The 16,172-nt window shown below is 67.8% G+C and carries 11 protein-coding genes; 7 read left to right on the top strand and 4 right to left on the bottom strand.

Features of this window, described 5'->3' with window-relative positions; all coding sequences use genetic code 11:
• Window positions 1-124: 124 nt before the first annotated feature.
• The 3 genes from AB0J58_RS41355 to AB0J58_RS41345 are packed head-to-tail and all read right to left on the bottom strand — an operon-like array spanning window position 125 to window position 2,916.
• On the bottom strand, window positions 125-340 hold the full coding sequence (locus tag AB0J58_RS41355; RefSeq protein ID WP_364226518.1) for a hypothetical protein: 216 nt from the start codon (window positions 338-340) through the stop codon (window positions 125-127).
• 49 nt (window positions 341-389) lie between these two features.
• Window positions 390-1,190, bottom strand: a complete 801-nt coding sequence (locus AB0J58_RS41350; protein WP_364226515.1) for a WbqC family protein — start codon at window positions 1,188-1,190, stop codon at window positions 390-392.
• The gene (locus tag AB0J58_RS41345) at window positions 1,132-2,916 is read right to left on the bottom strand and encodes an ElyC/SanA/YdcF family protein (RefSeq protein ID WP_364226512.1); all 1,785 of its coding nucleotides are present in this window, start codon (window positions 2,914-2,916) and stop codon (window positions 1,132-1,134) included. Before AB0J58_RS41345 ends, AB0J58_RS41350 begins: the two co-directional genes overlap by 59 nt.
• A 157-nt stretch (window positions 2,917-3,073) precedes the next feature.
• On the opposite strand from AB0J58_RS41345, the gene AB0J58_RS41340 reads away from it, so the two are divergent.
• The 7 genes from AB0J58_RS41340 (at window position 3,074) to AB0J58_RS41310 (ending at window position 11,402) form a co-directional block, all read left to right on the top strand.
• Window positions 3,074-3,517: a recombinase family protein gene (locus AB0J58_RS41340; RefSeq protein WP_364226509.1), complete on the top strand. Its 444-nt coding sequence runs from the start codon at window positions 3,074-3,076 to the stop codon at window positions 3,515-3,517.
• A gap of 953 nt (window positions 3,518-4,470) precedes the next feature.
• The gene (locus AB0J58_RS41335; RefSeq protein ID WP_364226507.1) at window positions 4,471-4,791 is read left to right on the top strand and encodes a hypothetical protein; all 321 of its coding nucleotides are present in this window, start codon (window positions 4,471-4,473) and stop codon (window positions 4,789-4,791) included.
• 68 nt (window positions 4,792-4,859) lie between these two features.
• Window positions 4,860-5,033: an FxLD family lanthipeptide gene (locus AB0J58_RS41330; RefSeq protein WP_143121300.1), complete on the top strand. Its 174-nt coding sequence runs from the start codon at window positions 4,860-4,862 to the stop codon at window positions 5,031-5,033.
• 61 nt (window positions 5,034-5,094) lie between these two features.
• Window positions 5,095-7,119 carry a lantibiotic dehydratase family protein gene (locus AB0J58_RS41325; RefSeq protein ID WP_364226521.1) on the top strand — a complete coding sequence of 675 codons (2,025 nt, stop codon included), beginning with the start codon at window positions 5,095-5,097 and terminating at the stop codon, window positions 7,117-7,119.
• The gene (locus AB0J58_RS41320; protein WP_364226505.1) at window positions 7,116-8,177 is read left to right on the top strand and encodes a lanthionine synthetase C family protein; all 1,062 of its coding nucleotides are present in this window, start codon (window positions 7,116-7,118) and stop codon (window positions 8,175-8,177) included. The genes AB0J58_RS41325 and AB0J58_RS41320 overlap by 4 nt, the downstream gene beginning before the upstream one ends.
• 36 nt (window positions 8,178-8,213) lie before the next feature.
• A complete protein-coding gene (fxlM, locus tag AB0J58_RS41315) occupies window positions 8,214-10,268 on the top strand; it encodes a methyltransferase, FxLD system (RefSeq protein ID WP_364226502.1) in 2,055 nt (684 codons plus the stop codon).
• A gap of 15 nt (window positions 10,269-10,283) precedes the next feature.
• Window positions 10,284-11,402, top strand: a complete 1,119-nt coding sequence (locus tag AB0J58_RS41310) for a hypothetical protein (protein ID WP_364226500.1) — start codon at window positions 10,284-10,286, stop codon at window positions 11,400-11,402.
• A gap of 28 nt (window positions 11,403-11,430) precedes the next feature.
• Here the strand turns inward: AB0J58_RS41310 and AB0J58_RS41305 are convergent, their stop codons facing one another.
• Window positions 11,431-15,606 (bottom strand): hypothetical protein, encoded by a 4,176-nt coding sequence (locus AB0J58_RS41305; protein ID WP_364226497.1) that lies wholly within the window; start codon window positions 15,604-15,606, stop codon window positions 11,431-11,433.
• Window positions 15,607-16,172 lie beyond the last annotated feature (566 nt).

Here is a 16,172-nt window from a genome sequence, read left to right as displayed (position 1 = left end):
CAAGACACTCGGCTGGCGCACTCCAGCCGACGTTTTTGATCAAGCTCTGGCACTATGACTATCCGTCACCGTTGCGATGATCACTCGAATTCACCAAGCCGCCGAGTGGGGCCATCTCAAGTCGTCATAACCAGCCACCGGCTACCTCCGGGAAAAACTGCATCATGCGCTTGGGGAAGCGGATCAACGTTTCGCCCTCGGGCATGTCGCCCACATGCTGGAGAGCGGCGGTGTCGGTGATGGTGAAGCCCTGCAGGATGTAGTCGTCACCGTCCTCCCAGACGGTTGGCGAGTCGCCGTCGGGGCTGTCGGGATCCTTGCCGAGGAACCGAAGTGCCATGAGCCCGGCATGGCAAGGAATGCGAACCGATCTCCAAAGCCCAGCAGGGCTAGGCACCAGATCGGGGATTGTCCTCAAGAACTCGTCCGCGCAAAGCCTCCAGTTCCCGCCCCAGAGCGCCCGACCCGATGAGCATCAGGGCGTGTACCGCGCTCACCTCCCGGGCGGATGCCCATATGCCCGATCCGCGGGCCTGGAACGGGAGGACCTCGATCGAGTGGACCCGGAAAGCGGCCGGGTCCAGGTAGCGCATGCCCCCGGTCCCGCACAGGTAGGTCGTGGCGCCTGTCAGCCAGGCCAGGTCGGCCAGGCGTTGCGAGCGTTCACCGGGTGCGAGCAGATCGCTGCTGTGCAGGATCTGCCCCCGCCACCCGACCTCCTCCAGCAGCAGGCGCGTGGACAGCTCCGTCACGTCCGCCAGTCGATCCGTGCTCTCGAACGCGGCGAGTACGGGTTCGAGCCCCCTCTTGAACGACGGCCAGTAGGCACTGTGCCGGTAGTGGTCGGCGAGGAGCTGGGCGACACGGCGACGGCAGCGGGAGGGATCGGCCAGACGCGCTCCGCGGATGGAGGTGGAGCGGCCGTGTGGCAGATGGGTGGAAATGGAGAGCCACCGCGGCTGCCACGAGCCGTCGAGCGAGGTGAGGCGCGCACGATGCTGGTAGTCCCTGCGTGCGAACTGCACGTCGTCCAGGACGATCCAGTAGTCGGCGGCGAACAGCTTGGCCAGCGTCACCAGTCGGGGGAAGAGGTTGGGCTGGTGGATGGCGCACACCTCGCCGTACGGCAGGTCAGGGCGTAAGGAGCCTGCTGTCGAATCCGGCGCGGAGAAGAGCCTGGTAGGCGTCATGGACCTCTCCTGGGACGGGCTGCTCGATGGCGTAGCCGAGCTTGGGGTACTCGATCACGCGCTGGAGGTCGCCGACGAGCATGTCGATGACCAACTTCGGATCACCGATCGAGCTGACGTAGTCATCCAGCTCAAGCGGCTCGGAGGCGCACACCACCTTGGCCTCGGGCCATACCTTTCGTGCCGTGGCGTAGGCCCGGCGCTCCATGTACGGCTTGGAGATCAGGAGCACCGAATCGGGCCGAATACCTGCATCGGCCAGCACCTGGCGGGACAGTGCGATGTTCTGGCCGGTGTTGGTGGCGTTCGGCTCCAGCAGAATCGCCTCGTCGGACATGCCGAGGTCGAGCGCGTGCTCGCGGTAGTGGACGGCCTCGCCTCGGGGGAAGCGCGCCGCGGTGGTGGGGCTGGTGGCACCGGAGAAGACGAGCAGCGGGAACCAGCCGGCGCGGTGTAGGTCGACCGCCGCGCGTGCCACCCCCAGATCGTGGCTGCCCAGGCCGATGGCCACGTCACACCGGCTCAGGTCGTGGTGCATCTGGTGGTAGTCCCAGATGGTGTGGGCGTGCTGCCACTGCTCGTTGGTGATGACCTGCTGCTTGACGTTCACTCGATTGCTCCATGGTCGCCGTGACAGAGGGAGGCGGATCTCCCCCCGGATGGTCCGCTGGATGCCCTCGATACTGCGCAGTTGGTGCGCGAGCCCGTGCTGCGCGGCCTCGCGCGCGGCACGGTCGAGGATCACCACCCCATCATCCACGGTGGCCCGATCCGAAAGCAGGACGTGCCCGTAAGCCGTCTCCAGCCGGACCCGCTGCATGGGCGCGTCGGTGACTGCGGTGGCGCGGGCGAGGTCGATCAGGCGTAGCGCCTCCGAGAGGTTCCCCGCGCCACGGTGGGCCAGAGCAAGTTTCTGGTGCGCGACGGACCAGTCCTCGGGTTCACCGAGGTTCTCGAACTCGCGGATGGCGGTCGTCATCAGGCGGGCGGCGTAGTCGTTCTTGTCGTTCTTGCTCAGGGCGGTCCCCACCCAAAGCCGGGCTCGCGCCCTGTCGCGTGGTGAGAGCCGGTCGTCCACCGCCAGCGCCTCATATTCCTTGGCGGCCTCGTCCAACCGGCCCCCCATCTCGGCGACCACCGCCAACGAAAGGTCGAGCTGCGCGATACGACGGGGGATGTCGAGCTGTCCGTAGATCGATCGGGCGTTGAGGTAGGAGCGGCGAGCGGACAATGGGCCGGCGACTGCTCCTTGGTCGCGCTGGAGGTCGCCGAACAGCGTCGTCGATCGTGCGAACAGGTAAAGACCCTTGTCGTCCAAGGCGTGCGGGTCGTAGCGGGTGAGCCATCGGTTCAGCAGGTCGGTGGCGTAGCTGAAGCTCTGGCGGCTGAGGGCGACCACAGCCCGGTCAAGGTCGTCCGTCCAGGTCTCGTAGTCCCAGGCCCGTGGTCCCATCCGGGTGACTCTCAGCCCTTGGTCCATGTCCTGGCCGAGTTCCAAGAGCAGCGTCTCGAACCGCAGGTGAGTCGCCGAATTCGCGCGGGCGAGCGCGGTGTCCAGGATGGCTTGGGTGTCCGGACGTGGCCGAGTAGTGGTACCGAGCTGGTCCCACTTCGCCACGGTGCGGGGAGCCACGCCGAGGTGCTGCGCGAACACCCGCACGCTCATCCGCAGGGCTCGGCGAAGTGCACGCGCTTCGAGACCGGTCCACTCATGCACGGTCGTCACGTCGCCGCTCCCTTCCACGGCCATGGAAGCACGTAGAGGTACCGAGGGCCTACGGAAGTGCGACGCAAGTGCGACAGCGGGTCGTATCCAGCGGGGTCGGGGCTGGCCATGCTCAAAGAGCGGGCCGTAAGCCCCGACCACGGTAAGGACGGCCACCTTGTGGACACTCACCGAACAACACGATGTGGACGGCCCGATCGTCTACGGGTACCTGCGGCTGCATCGTTCGACGCCCGAGCGGCACGCCGCCCTGACGGTAGCCCTCACCCAATACTGCGAGCAGCACGAACTGCAGCTCTGCGGCATCTTCACCGATCGAGGGGCCGCATCGTCGGACGCCCCGGCCTTCGCCGGCCTGCTGGACGTCCTTCTCATGTCCGGCGCCTACGGGGTGGTTCTGCCCACTACACACCACCTGGGCGAGAAGCCCGTCGCGGCTCGGCGGCGGGAACAGCTGAACGCGATTGGGGCGCGGCTGCTGGTCGTGCGGGGAGCTCTCCGCACCACTGGCCCTTCCGCCGGCCGATCGGTCGTGACTCTGGCCCGCGCCGTTCCCCATGACCAACTCGAACCAACTCGCCAAGGACCCCATGATGATTGACACCCTCGTCGCACCACCGCCCGGCAGCGAATTCACCCCGAACGTGCCAGCGGTAGAGCGCACGTACGCCGCGCTCGCAGGCTCCGACAAGGACGGCTTCGAGGCCGACCGTGCAGCCGCCGGCAAGCTGAAGGGGGCGATTCCTGGGGTAACCGAGGTCGTCCAAGAGAGCGCAGCGGCTGTCGCCTCCCCGTACACCTTCGTGAAGTGCTCGATGCAGCCTCGGTATGACCCCGGCGCCGTCGAGGTCGCCCAACTGATACAGGCGCGGGCGCCCCGCTGGGTTGTCCTGTGGCGCCCGTACTGGCGGGTCCTGCAGGCGTGGGAGTGCTCCGACCCGCGGTTATGTCGCACCGTCATGGGGCGCAGCGCCACCGAGCTGTGGCAGCGCATGCAGGAAGCTGAACTTGATCTCTGGCGGGCCTCCCCGCGTGCCATGACCGCGAACTGGCCACCCACCACACCCGTCCCGGGTGGCCGTGAGGATCTGCCAGAGGCGGCCCCGAGACGATCACCGGCCCCGGCGGCACCCCGCCGGCCCGGAAGACCTCGGGGCCCCAGATCACGCCAGAAGGGAGCGCATCGTGTTCACGTACAGTGACGCGTTCCTGGTGGTCGCCGCCGGGTGGCCGTGTTGCTTCTCCTCGTCTTGGCGTGGACAGCCGAGCAGGCTCACAACGTGCGGCCGTCCACGTACTCCGGCGCGGGCCCATGCCCCTACCTGGCACCCATGCTGCCCCGCGCCGCCTACGACCCGCCGTCCACGATGTGCCCCGGGAGGCCGTCGTGGGCGGCGGGCTCCAGACCCTGGCCGAACCCTTCCCACGTGGCGAGCGCGCAGGCTCGCCAGCGGGTCGGCCAGGCGGGGGAAGGCGGGCACCCTGTCGAGGAGTGCAGGTTGTCCGCCTTCCTCCCCCAGCGGGCCGCACGCCCCGTGGAGAGAGCAGACGAGGATGACGAGAACCTGCCAGCCGCAGATGGTCAAGCAGGAGGGCCCCACCCCCGAGTGGGAGCCGTACACGTCACACGGCGCCATCCTCCGGGTCAGACACACCTCGTGCTGCGGCCGGTACGAACTGGCGTCGGAGGGCGGCGAGTTCTTCGTGCTCCGTCCCGCCGACGGGCGCGGGCACGAGCAGACCAGCCGAGGCCGGGCCTACCGCGACGTCATCCAGATGTACGCCGCCCTGGTGCGCAAGCACCACCTTGACCACACCAGCCGCGGCGAATGGTACGAGGCCGACCCGTACGTGAACCAGGCGGAAGCGGGCTGACTATGCCCCTGCCCGGCTGGCGTGGACACCCCACGTCAGGAACCCAAAACAGGAAAAGGAGTAGAGACATGAGCACTCTGACCCCGGAGGAGACCGCCACGGTCGACACGGGAGAGACGTTTGACCCGTTCGCCCTCAACATCGAATTCATCGAGAACACCCCGGCGGCCGACACGGTGCTGATGTGCAGCACTGGCGACAACTGCGGAACCTCCTGCCCGAGCGCCTGCACGACCTCGTAGTCCGCGGGGCGCGGGTCCGTACGGGCCCGCCCCCCCTTTTCCCCAGAACGGAGCGTGAGTGATGACGCGGTCGCGGCGGACCCTGTACCAGTGCACGGGCGCCGGGATGCTGCGCGCGGCGGTGAACCTTTCCGCCCCCGCCCTGCCGCAGTGGCCGGGGCCCGCCGCGTCCCCCGAGCAGTGGCGTTCCTGGCTCGGCCCGATCTGGGCCGATGACACGTTCCGGCGCGCGGTCTCCAGTGCCAGCCTGGACCTGGCCCGCCAGGTGGAGGCAGTTCTGGACGGGCGGTTGTCGAACGCTCGCCGGGCGCGTCGCGCTGCACTCGCGGTCGCCCGGTACGCCATCAGGTATGAGCACCGGTCCACGCCATTCGGCCTGTTCGCCGGCGTCTGCCCGGTCGACTTCGGCGAGACATCCGCCGTGCTTGTCGGGGATGAGCACGAGATCGTTACCCGAGCCGACCCCCAGGCGCTGGACAAGGTGATCAGTGCCCAGGAGGCCGGCGGCGTGTCGATGGCGGCCGTCGAGGTGTGCGTCAACAACCTGGTGTACGTGCGCGGCGGCTGCGTCTTCGTGCCGTCCGAGGGCGCGTCGGAGTTCTCCCTCTCGCTGACGCCTGCGCTGACGCTCGTTCTCCAGGCGGCCACGTCACCCATCCGGTATGCGGCGCTCGCGGGCAAACTCGCCGCAGAGTTCCCACAGGTGGAAGGACACCGCCAGGCGGCGTTCCTCACGGAGCTGCTGCGGCTTCGGCTGCTGCTGTCGGCACTGCGTGCCCCCGCCACGATCGTTGACCCGGCAGCCGTTCTGCCTGCCGTCGCCTTGGACGCCCGCGATCGGGAGGCGTGCGTGGACCTACGGCTGGACGCCAAGGTTCGACTACCGGAGACAGTCGCGATCGAGATGGAAACCGTGGCAACCGTGCTGGCCAGGCTCGCGGCCAACCCAACCGGCACCCGGGCGTGGCGGAGCTACACCGAGCAGTTCGCCGCCCGATGGGGCGAAGACGCCGAGGTCGGCTTGGAGCAGCTCGTTGACCCGGACAACGGGTTGGGCCTGCCTGACGGGTTCGGCTCGGTGTCCGAGCCGCCACGACCGATGTCGCGGCGCGACCGGCTGCTGTTGGATCTCGCAGGGACCGCCGCCGTCGAACGCCACCGGACGGTGATCCTGTCCGAGCCGCTCATCGAGGAGTTGGAGGCGGCCGCAGGCGAACCCACCGCCCTGGCCCCGCACTTCGAGGTGTGCGCACAGGTCCAAGCCCGTTCGCTTCCGGCGCTCGACCGAGGCGACTTCCGCGTCCGCGTTCACACCGTCTCCAGGGCGGCAGGCACGATGACGGGACGATTCGGGCACCTGTTCCCGCAGGCCGCCGGGCAAGTGGCCCTTCCCACGGTTGACCCTGTGGCGGAACTGGCTCAGTTGTCGTTCCATCCCTCCCGCGTCGAGGCCGACCTGCTCACGCGCACCCCGCAAGTCCTGCCGAAGCTGGTCAGCGTCGGAGAGCACCGGGGCAGCGACGCCATGGTGTTCGTCCCCTCTGATCTGGTCGTGGGTCTGCGCGGTAGCCACCTCTACCTCGCGGTGGCCGCCACCGGGGAGCGCCTGGAGCTGCTCGCGCCGACCGCGCTCAACTTCATGTGGAACAACTTCACCCCGCCGCTGGCCCGGTTCCTGGCTGAGATCAGCCGTGCCGCGACTCCGCAGGTGACCTGGTTCGACTGGGGTGCGGCATGGACATTGCCGTTCACGCCGGGGCTGCACTATCGGCGCAGCATCGTCGTTGCCGCCCGCTGGCAGCTTCGGGCCCGCGCCCTGCCCGGCCGTGCGGCATCCCTGGAGGAGTGGGCCGCGCAGCTGCACGCCTGGCGCGGCCGGGCGGGTGTGCCTGACCGTGTGCTCCTGGCCATGGACGATCAGCGCCTGCTGCTGGACCTCACCGGGGAGATGGACCTGGACGTGCTCCGTACGCACCTGTGCGGCTCCCCTATCGCGGTGCTCTACGAGGCGCCGCCGCCGGATGTGGATGGATGGATCGGCGGGCGGGCCCACAGCATCGTCGTCGCGGTAAGGGCGGGCCGATGAGCCCGCCCACGACGCAGGCCCTGGCCGAGGGCGCGCTGGGGATAGCGTTGCTGCACATCGAGCGCGGCAACCTTGCCGCAGCGCGGCCCCTGCTGGCCGAGGCGGTCGCCGGTGGCGTCAGCACCGGCTCCAACGCTTCTCTGTTCCACGGCGCCCCGGCCCTGGAGTTCGTGCTTGGCCGTGCCGGACGCGTCGACCAGACCGCTCAGACGGCTGTCGACCGGGTCGTGGCCGCCCGGCTCGCCGCGGCTCGCTGCCGACGAAAGGCGACCCGGCTCCCGGCACTGGCAGAGTTCGATCTCATCCGGGGGCTCACCGGGCTGGGGGTGGTGCTGCTTGCCCGAGCAGGCTCGCCGCCGCCGCTGCTGCAGGAGGTGCTGGCTTACCTGGTGACGCTGGCGGTCCCGGCCGAAGCCGATGCCCAGGTCCTGCCCGGGTGGTGGTCGCCGGACAGCCCCACGCATGAGGAGGTCATCGGTGGCCACGCGAACAACGGGGTAGCCCACGGCATCGCCGGCCCGTTGGCGCTGCTATCTCTCGCCGCCCGCCGCGGCCTCCTGGTGGAAGGCCAAATAGGCGCCATCAAGACGTTCACGGCCTGGCTGGAGAAGTTCGGCTCCTTCTACTGGATCACCCTGGACCCGCTCGCCGCTGAGGCGTTGCAGGCGCCGCCCCTGCGCCCCTCCTGGTGTTACGGGGACCTTGGTATCGCCCGCACGCTGCAACTGGCAGCCTGCGCGCTCGGCGACGACGCCCGCAGGCAGAAGGCCGAAGAACTCGCCATCGCCGCCCTCACCGACCCGGCCCGCCTGAGCCGGGTCACCGATGCGTCCCTCTGCCACGGCTGGGCCGGGCTGCTGACCGTCACGACCGCCCTCGCCGCCGACAGCCGTACCCCCGACCGGTTCGCCGAGCCCATCCGGCAGACCCGCCAGAGGTTAGAAGCGGGGATCCCCGCACTGTCCAAGCCCGGGTTCATGGAAGGCCGAGCCGGGGCGGTCATGGCGCTGAAGGGCTCCAACGTGACCGGCTGGACCCGCGCCCTATTGATCAACTGACCCGCCACCACAACCGAGCAGGAGCAAACCGCGGACATGGACTGGAACGACGAGAACCTACCGCTGCCCGACGAACCGAAGTGGTGGCACGCCACCATCCGCTTTCCCGGCGATGCCGGAGCGACCCCGAAGGCTGCGACCGCACTCGCGGCCGCGCTGTCCAGCTGGCGTTTCCACTTCCTGCGCAAGGAAGGCAATCTCCGGCTGCGCACCGAGAGGCCCGCTGCCGACCTGCTCGATCAGCTCGTCGCCGACGAGGTCGCGGCCGGTTGGGTTGGTGGCATCTACGAACCGGAGATCGAAACCTTCGGCGGCGAGCAGGGTATGGCCATCGCCCACGAGGTGTGGTGCGCCGACAGCCCCGCGGCCTTGGCCGAGACCGGCAGCCCGTACGCCCGCGAGCGGTGCATCCTGCTGCTCTCCACCATGAACCGCGCGGCGGGCCTCGACCCTTTCGAGATCAGCGACGTGTGGGCGACATTCGGCAACCTCCGCCCGGCAATCGACCCACCGCAGGCGGCCTACCAGGCGTCTGCGATCACTGCCATGCGGCGCCTCATGCACGCCGACGCCGCCAAGCGGGACACCACCGAACCCGGCTGGCCTGACCGCGTCGCCGCGTTCGAGGACGCCGGCCGCCGCCTGGCCCGGCTCGCGACCAGTGGGCAACTCCGGCGGGGGCTGCGCGCGGTCCTCGCCCACCATGCGATCTTCGCTTTCAACCGCGCGGCCACACCCGTGGCCGAGCAGGCTGCCGCGGCCTGGCTGGGCTGGAACGTCGCCTTCGGAGACGGCAACCCAGCCACCGTGTCCAGCAGTCAGTCCGCACCCGTAACCCTTGTTTTCAAGAGGATGGAGAGCACCATTACTACGAGCGATCCCGTCGAGCTGCGCAACACCATGGTGGACAAGTTCACCGGCTCCGGCCACCTGCGCACTCCCGCGATCATCGACGCCTTCCGGGACGTCGAGCGCCACCGGTTCATCCCCGACGTCGAGGTCGTCGCCGCCTACGTCGATGACGCCGTGTCGATGAAGAACGACCGAGACGGCGAGATGATCTCCTGCATCTCCGCGCCGTCGATCGTCGCTACCCAACTGGAGCAACTGGGCGCAGAGCCCGGCCACAAGGTCCTGGAGGCCGGGGCAGCCACTGGCTACAACGCCGCTCTCCTCGGACGACTCGTCGCCCCCGGTGGGCGCGTGTGGACGGTGGACGTCGACACTGACCTCGTCAACACCGCCGCGAAGCATCTGGCCGCTGCCGGCGCGTCGAACGTGACCGCACTGCTGGCCGATGGCGCGGCCGGTCTGCCCGAGCATGCCCCGTTCGATCGGATCCAGTTCACCGTGGGCGCCGGTGACATCCCCCTCCCCGTCCTGAATCAACTGGCCCCGGACGGCCGTCTCGTCATCCCGATGCGGATCCGCGGCAGTATCTCCCGCTCCTTCGCCTTCGAGCGCGACGGCGACGGCGACGGCGAGACCTGGAAGACCGTCTCCTGCGAGATGGCCACGTTCGTCCCGCTGCGTAAAGGCGTGTGTGATGACGTCCGTACGGTGGTCCCCATGGCCGGGGAGGGCAACGTCCGGCTGGAAACCTACAGTGAGCAGCTCGTGGACCGGGAGGCGATGCGGACCGTCCTGGACGAGCCCTCCCACCAGGTCTACACGGGAGTGAAGTTCCGGCAGGGTTCAGCCTGGGAGTGGGTCTATCTGTGGTTGGCGTGCGTCCTGCCCAACGGCTTGTCTCGGGTACCTGGCCGGCGGCCCGGGTTCACCCCGCATTTCGGGTGGGGTTCGATGGCGGCGCTCGACGGCGACAGCCTGGCCTATCTGACCGTCCGCGAGGGTGAGGACACCGTGGGCCGGTTCTGGGAGATCGGCGTCATCGGTCACGGCCCGCGCACCGCCGACCTCGCCGAGCAGGTCGCCGCCGCGATCCAGGAATGGGACCGCGACTACGGCAACGACGCCCCGGCCCCCAGCTTCCGCATGGCCACGGCCGCCAACCGCGACCTGCTGAAGGCCGCTGACTCACGCTTCATCATCGACAAGACCAACAGCCGACTCGTCATCGACTGGCCGTAGAAGGAGAGCAGCGCGATGAACCCTGCGATCGCCGCCCGTATCCCGCTGGTCTGCCGACCCAAACCCCCCGGGCTTCCACTGGACAAGCGCATTGCAGAGCTCACCGCGCTGACCGCCGAAACACCCGGCGCGAACCACTCCAAGCGGGTGGCCCGCGCCTGCGGTGTCCTCAACTTCTCCGCGCTCATCGCCTCCGACAGCGGCATGCCCGACCTGGCAGCCGAACTGTGCTGGCGGCAGCACAAGGTCTTCGCCGAAGCCGAGAGCCTGGACCAGGACATCGCCGTGATGTCGCTGATGCCGCTGGTGAACATCGCCCGACTCCTGATCCGCGAAGGTGAAGGTAGCGCTGCCTTCGCGGTGCTGCAGCAGTTGTACCGGGCCGCCGAGCAGCGCGGCGCCACCGTCATCCGCGATCACGACGTCGACCTGTCTCCGTTGATCCGGACCGTCGCAGACCACCGCACGATCTGTACGGAGCTGTGGGTCGCCCTGCTGATCGACGGCGCCAGAGCCCTCGCGAGCGTCGGCCGTTGGACCGAGGCAGCCGAATCCATGGCCGCGCACCGCGGCGTCGGTCAGCGGCTGCTCGACGGCCGCCAGCTCACGATCATGTCGCTGATGGAACAGGGCCTTCCGCAGCAGGCCGCCACCATGATCGACTCCAGCGTTCCCACAGAGCCCTGGGAGAACGCCATCGCCGCCATCCTGCGCGTCTACTGCCGTCCTCCGACCACGCCGACACCACAGGACGAACTGGACCATGCGGGGCGGAAAACTCTCGCGCTGATCACCGACCCCGACCCGATGACCGCAGCGTTCCGGACTCGGCTCACCCTGACCATGCTCGACCTGACCGCCGACCGACCCACGGCATATGACTCCGACCTGCGGTCCACTGTCGTCGGCGTGGCCTGCACGGACGCCTACGCTGCCCGAGAGGTCATGGGGCACCACGGGACGCGCTCCCGCATGACCCCGCAGCAGGAACAGGAAGTCGCCGGCGTGCTCACCGCCTCGGGGTTCGGCGCCGGGCACCTTCCAGCAGCCCACCTGGATGCCCTCACTACCGCAGTCCGTCACGGCGAGGACAGCCTGCGCGCCCTGCTTGCCGAGTTACACGGAGCGGCCTGAGCCAACCCAAGTTCGCGCCGGTCGCAGTTTAGGGGGTGCTGGCAGCGACGCGGTACCAGCCGGGTGCGGCGGTCTGCATGCTTCCGCCGGGGGTCCAGGACCGCACCTGGGAGCGGGCCAGTCTCCCCGGGTGTCTGTCTCCACCGCCGAAGTCTCTGTATACGTCTTTGCCGGTGTTCTCGACCCAGACGAGCGACCTCTGCTCGGCGGTGAGCCACCGTTCGAGCCACTTTGCGTCGACGAGGAGTTCGTTCTGGCCAATGTTGACCACGTGCCGAACGGTCGCGACGAGTTGGCCCGTGTCGTCGGTCCAGCCGTTGCGCCCGTTCCAGTGAAGCTTGCCAGGGGTGAGTCCGAAGAACTCGGGGGCAGGCGTGTAGAGGGAGATGGTCTTCTGGTCTCCGGGGGCGTAGCCGTACTCGCCGAGGAGACGCCAGGCGGCGGGCTGGGTGGGGACGGTGAGTGGCTCGGTCCATTCATGACGCATCATGTGGAGGTCCTCTCCGTGGTGGTGGCCGTAAGGGAATTCGCCGACGTACCCGTGGTGTATCTCGGGGTTGTTGGCGATGGGCGTGCTGAGGAGGTCGCGTCCTTCGAGTTCGCTGATAGCGGTAACAAGGTCTTGGGTCGCAACCATATGGGCGTAGAGGTGGGTCCAAATGCCCCGGGTGCGCTCCGTGGTGTCGGAGCCGTTGTTCCAGGCATAGGTGCCAGACAGGACGATGTAGGGACGGCCTTCGAAGACGGCTTCCTTGACTGCGATATCCGGGAGGTCGGTGTCGTCGACGATCCACTCAGCGTCGGTCTTCGCGACCGTAGACGCCCAGTCGTAGGCGGGTACCCATGGGCGTGGGGTCTGGTCAGCGAGGGCAAACTCGACAACGGTCGGGTCGATCTGCCGGGAAATGTTGGTGTGCGGGCCCGGGACGGCGGGCGCTGGCGGGTCCCAACTGTTAGGGATTTTGGGGGCGTGGTCGGAGACGATGCCGATGAGGCGGTTAAGCGCTATCCACTGATACTTCTTGCCGATGCGTTCAATCCATGCGGGCTTAGACCGGCCAATGCCGAACTTGCCAACGACGTACCGGTCGAAGGACGCGTGGAGTCGGGGTTGGTATCCGAGGCGGATGACTTCGGTGACGACCCATCGCGCGGCGGAGGGGAGGTCGATGCCGGGGCGGTCTCGGAGTTCGGGGCTAAGCTGGTAAATGAAGAAGTCGTCGCCGGTGGCCGAGCGGACCAGCTTCGGGTAGCTGCTGATGTCGTACGCGGTAATGTCCGTGTCGGTGGGCCAGGTAAGGGGCCAGTTGCTGGTGTAGGGCGGCCGAAACTGGTCGACGGTGACACCAGCGGGAAGGGCTTCACGGTTGTCGGCGGCTTCAAGGATGCTGCGGGCGGCATCACGCACGGCGGCGTTCGAGGTGACGGCCGACGACACGGAAAAGATGCCTTTCCACACCACCTCGGCCGCGGCAGCCCAGTCGCCTTGGGTGCCATTCACAAGAAGGGCCGCGTATGCGGCCTCGCAGGCTCGTTCGACAACCCACTCATCGTCGACCACGGTGAACCGGTCCAGCAGCCCGGCCGCCTGGCCTGGGTGGCGGGTCAGGAGACGGACGGCGGCGATGGTTGCCGGTTCCCGGACGCGGCGGTCGCTAGCGCTGGTGGCCCACAGCAATGCGGTCACCCACAGGCGGGTGGTTTGTTCACCAACGTGGTCCAGCGGCTTCTCCCTGGCCCACCGGATGAGCCGGTCGACTGCTCCGCTGGTGCCGTGGGTGATGTGGAACCAGCCGAGCAGAAACGAGTCACGGGCACCCATGTTCAGGCCGGTAAGGAACCCATGGAGCCAGTCGGCGTTCAGGGGGTGGTCGGGGCGGGCGGCGAGACGGAAGAGCATCGTCAACGCGTCGGAGCACACACTGGCCCGGCGGAGCGCGTCGACGATGATGTCGCGAGTGGCGTCGGTGATTGCGCTGTTGTTGCGCCATCCGATTCCGGCGACGACGGCTGCGGCGATGGCGTCGTCGTCATCGATTTCAGTGCGGAACACGGTGAGCTCGAGCCCGAACCGTTCCGCGACCACGACGGACATTGCTTCGAGAAGGCCGAGGTCGATCGTGCCGCCGAGGCCGATGACCCTGCCGAGACGGCCACCGAGCTCGGCCGTGATGCCAGCGGCGCCGGTGACGTCGGAGAGGGCGTCGGAGACGATGAGGTGGTGTCCGATGCGTTCGAACGTGATGGCGATGATGTCTGCGCCGTAGAGGCTGCCGTCGGGGACGACGTCTTCTTCGATGAGCCCTTGGGCGATGAGCGCGTCAAGGAGTGACTTCTCGGCGCTCCGGTCGGACCAGATCGGTGCTAGCTGGGCTTGGGCCTGGACACGAGTCAGCAACGGGTCGCCGCCGCCGTCGGCAATGGCTGAGGCGAGAGCGTGCATGGCCTGGTGGACAAGGCGGTCGGACGGTGAGGCGTCGATCCGGTCACTGACGATGTTGTTCGCATTGTCGAGGACCATCCGGGTCAGCTCGTCGAGGCCCATGGTGGCCTGGTCGAGGGACAGCCGGGTGTTGTTCTTGAGCGCTTCGCAGACCAGGCGCAGGTACAGCGGGTTGTCGAACTCGCCGTGGATGGGCGGCGATGTCGGCGGCTCAAGGCCGTAGAACGCGGCGTACTCGCTGACCGCTTCGAACTCGATCCCTTCGAACCCGGTGTGCTCGAACCGCGGCAGGGTGAGCCCGGGCGGGAGGACCTGGCCGATGTAGTGCGTACGGGCGGTGAGGAGGAGCCGGACGTTCGGGTACCGGCCGACGGTGGTGATGAGCCGTTCGAGGTTGTCGCGCCACGTGGATCGTGGTCGGGTGTCGTTGAGCGCGTCGATGACGAAGAGGGTCGGGACACCTGCGACACGGGCACTCTCGTCGAGTAGCGCGATGGCTTCCTCGCCTGTGAGGTCGGACGGCATCTTGAGCACGTCGCGCAGGTGGGTCAGCGGGTCTCGGTCGGTGAACCAGCGGCCGTGCATCATGACGCTGGGGCGACCCAGGCCGAGGCGCCGAACGACCGCGTCGATGGCGAGGTAGGTCTTCCCGATGCCGGCGGCACCAGTCATGAGTGCGATCTGGGCAGCGGCGAGCCGACCAACCGGGCCGATGAGGAGTCCGGTGGTGTCAATGAGCTTTTCGCCGAGTTCGCGCAGAGCGTCGACGGCTGCCGCGGGGAACGACACTTGGTACTCAGCCTGAAACTGCCGCCAGTTCGGGGTGTCCCAGTTGTTGTCGGGGTACTTGGCCTCCATCGCTGCGACTTCGACAGCTTCTTGGTCGCTGACGATTTTCGAGGCCTCGTCAAGCGCTTGAGCGAGGTCGTCGAGTCCGGTGGTCGTGCGCGAGGTGTGCCAGGCGGCTAGCGCGTCAGTGACCTTCGCGGCGGCATTGAGGGCTGTATCCAGGTCTGCGGTGGGTACTTCGTGCTTGGCGTTGCGTACGCGGCGGGCGGAGTTGTTGACCTTATCGATCTGGTCGCTGACGACCGCCCACCACTCGTCGTCGGAGCAGAGCGCTGCGATGGACCTAGCGGCGGGCACCTCAACGTTCAACTCGGGCATGTACCGGGGCCGGGCGGCGTCAATCGCCTCCTGCAGCCGATCTTCCCACCACTGGGTGGCGAGAACGTCGGCGTCGAACCAGTACCGGCGCTGGATGCCGGTTGTGTCAAGGCGTTCGAGACGGGTGATGATGTTCGTGGCCCACTCGAACTCGAACTCCACCGTCATGCCGCGCGTGGTGGCTATGGATTTCCAGCCCTCAAGCCAGCCTCCCGGGTCGTTGATCTTCTCCAGGAGCGACTTGCCGCGGCCTCCGGTGTGGCCAGTTGGGTCAGCAGGGATGGCAATCGTGTACTTGGTCAGGTTTGGATGCTGGTCCAGGGCGGCCTTGACGGACTTGTCGAGCTGGGTCTTGTCGACGTCGGCGTGGGTGGTCCAGTACTTGGCCTGCCAGCCGTGCTCGGTGCCGTCGGGCAGCGTCCAGTAGCACTCGACGCCGCCGTCGCCTCCGGCTCCGTGCAGTGAGACGAACTTGGCGTCGGCCGTGGGCGGCTCCTGTGCAACCTGTTGGCAGATGAACTGCTCGTACCCGTCGCGTTGCCCGCCAGGGCCGAGTGACCGAATCCACGTGAATTCGATATCGGGGATGTTCACGGGGGTGTCCTTCGGGATGTTGCGGTCGGGGTTTGGGAGAAACGCTACCGGTCCACCTCGAAACTTACGGCCGGACGCTGGCGCGACCCGGCCCCCTCTACGTCGGCCGTGGTATGACGTCGAATGCACTCCTGTGACAGCGACCGCGAACCTGGACGCAAGATCTGCGTACAGACCCCTCGGACGTTGCATTTCGGGTCGAACCGATCACGCTCGTGGTTGGCGCGGCCCTGGTTGGGGTTCGCAAGTCCTTTGCCGGGCGGTAATCCGCCTTGCCCCGGAGCCGATGGCCGGGTGTGATGATCGGCGTGAACATCTTCTCGGCGGTCGAGCGAACCGACCCGTCCCCGGCCGGGCACGGGGACAGCCATTCCCAGTTCATCGACCGTGTGGCAGGTCCCTTTTGGGACCAGGTCCGGGACCTGATCGGGGACTGGTTCTCTCGGCTCTGCTCGGACGCCCAAGCGGACGTTAGAAGCCCTAACAGAATAATCTGAGCGGCATCTTTGCAGGTCATCGATTGTTGTACCTGGTATGAGGAAGGGTGAGCAGCTGCCCTGGATCGT

Source organism: Streptosporangium sp. NPDC049644, assembly GCF_040675205.1.
Lineage (GTDB): Bacteria > Actinomycetota > Actinomycetes > Streptosporangiales > Streptosporangiaceae > Streptosporangium > Streptosporangium fukuiense.
Note: the sequence above shows the minus strand (reverse complement) of the source record. Positions and strands in the feature narration are given on the sequence as shown.

Bases quoted from the DNA above. Each gene is read 5' to 3' on its own strand.
- AB0J58_RS41355 (WP_364226518.1), bottom strand. From the start codon at position 340: ATGGCACTTCGGTTCCTCGGCAAGGATCCCGACAGCCCCGACGGCGAC.
- AB0J58_RS41350 (WP_364226515.1), bottom strand. From the start codon at position 1,190: ATGACGCCTACCAGGCTCTTCTCCGCGCCGGATTCGACAGCAGGCTCC.
- AB0J58_RS41335 (WP_364226507.1), top strand. From the start codon at position 4,471: ATGACGAGAACCTGCCAGCCGCAGATGGTCAAGCAGGAGGGCCCCACC.
- AB0J58_RS41330 (WP_143121300.1), top strand. From the start codon at position 4,860: ATGAGCACTCTGACCCCGGAGGAGACCGCCACGGTCGACACGGGAGAG.
- AB0J58_RS41325 (WP_364226521.1), top strand. From the start codon at position 5,095: ATGACGCGGTCGCGGCGGACCCTGTACCAGTGCACGGGCGCCGGGATG.
- AB0J58_RS41320 (WP_364226505.1), top strand. From the start codon at position 7,116: ATGAGCCCGCCCACGACGCAGGCCCTGGCCGAGGGCGCGCTGGGGATA.
- fxlM (WP_364226502.1), top strand. From the start codon at position 8,214: ATGGACTGGAACGACGAGAACCTACCGCTGCCCGACGAACCGAAGTGG.
- AB0J58_RS41310 (WP_364226500.1), top strand. From the start codon at position 10,284: ATGAACCCTGCGATCGCCGCCCGTATCCCGCTGGTCTGCCGACCCAAA.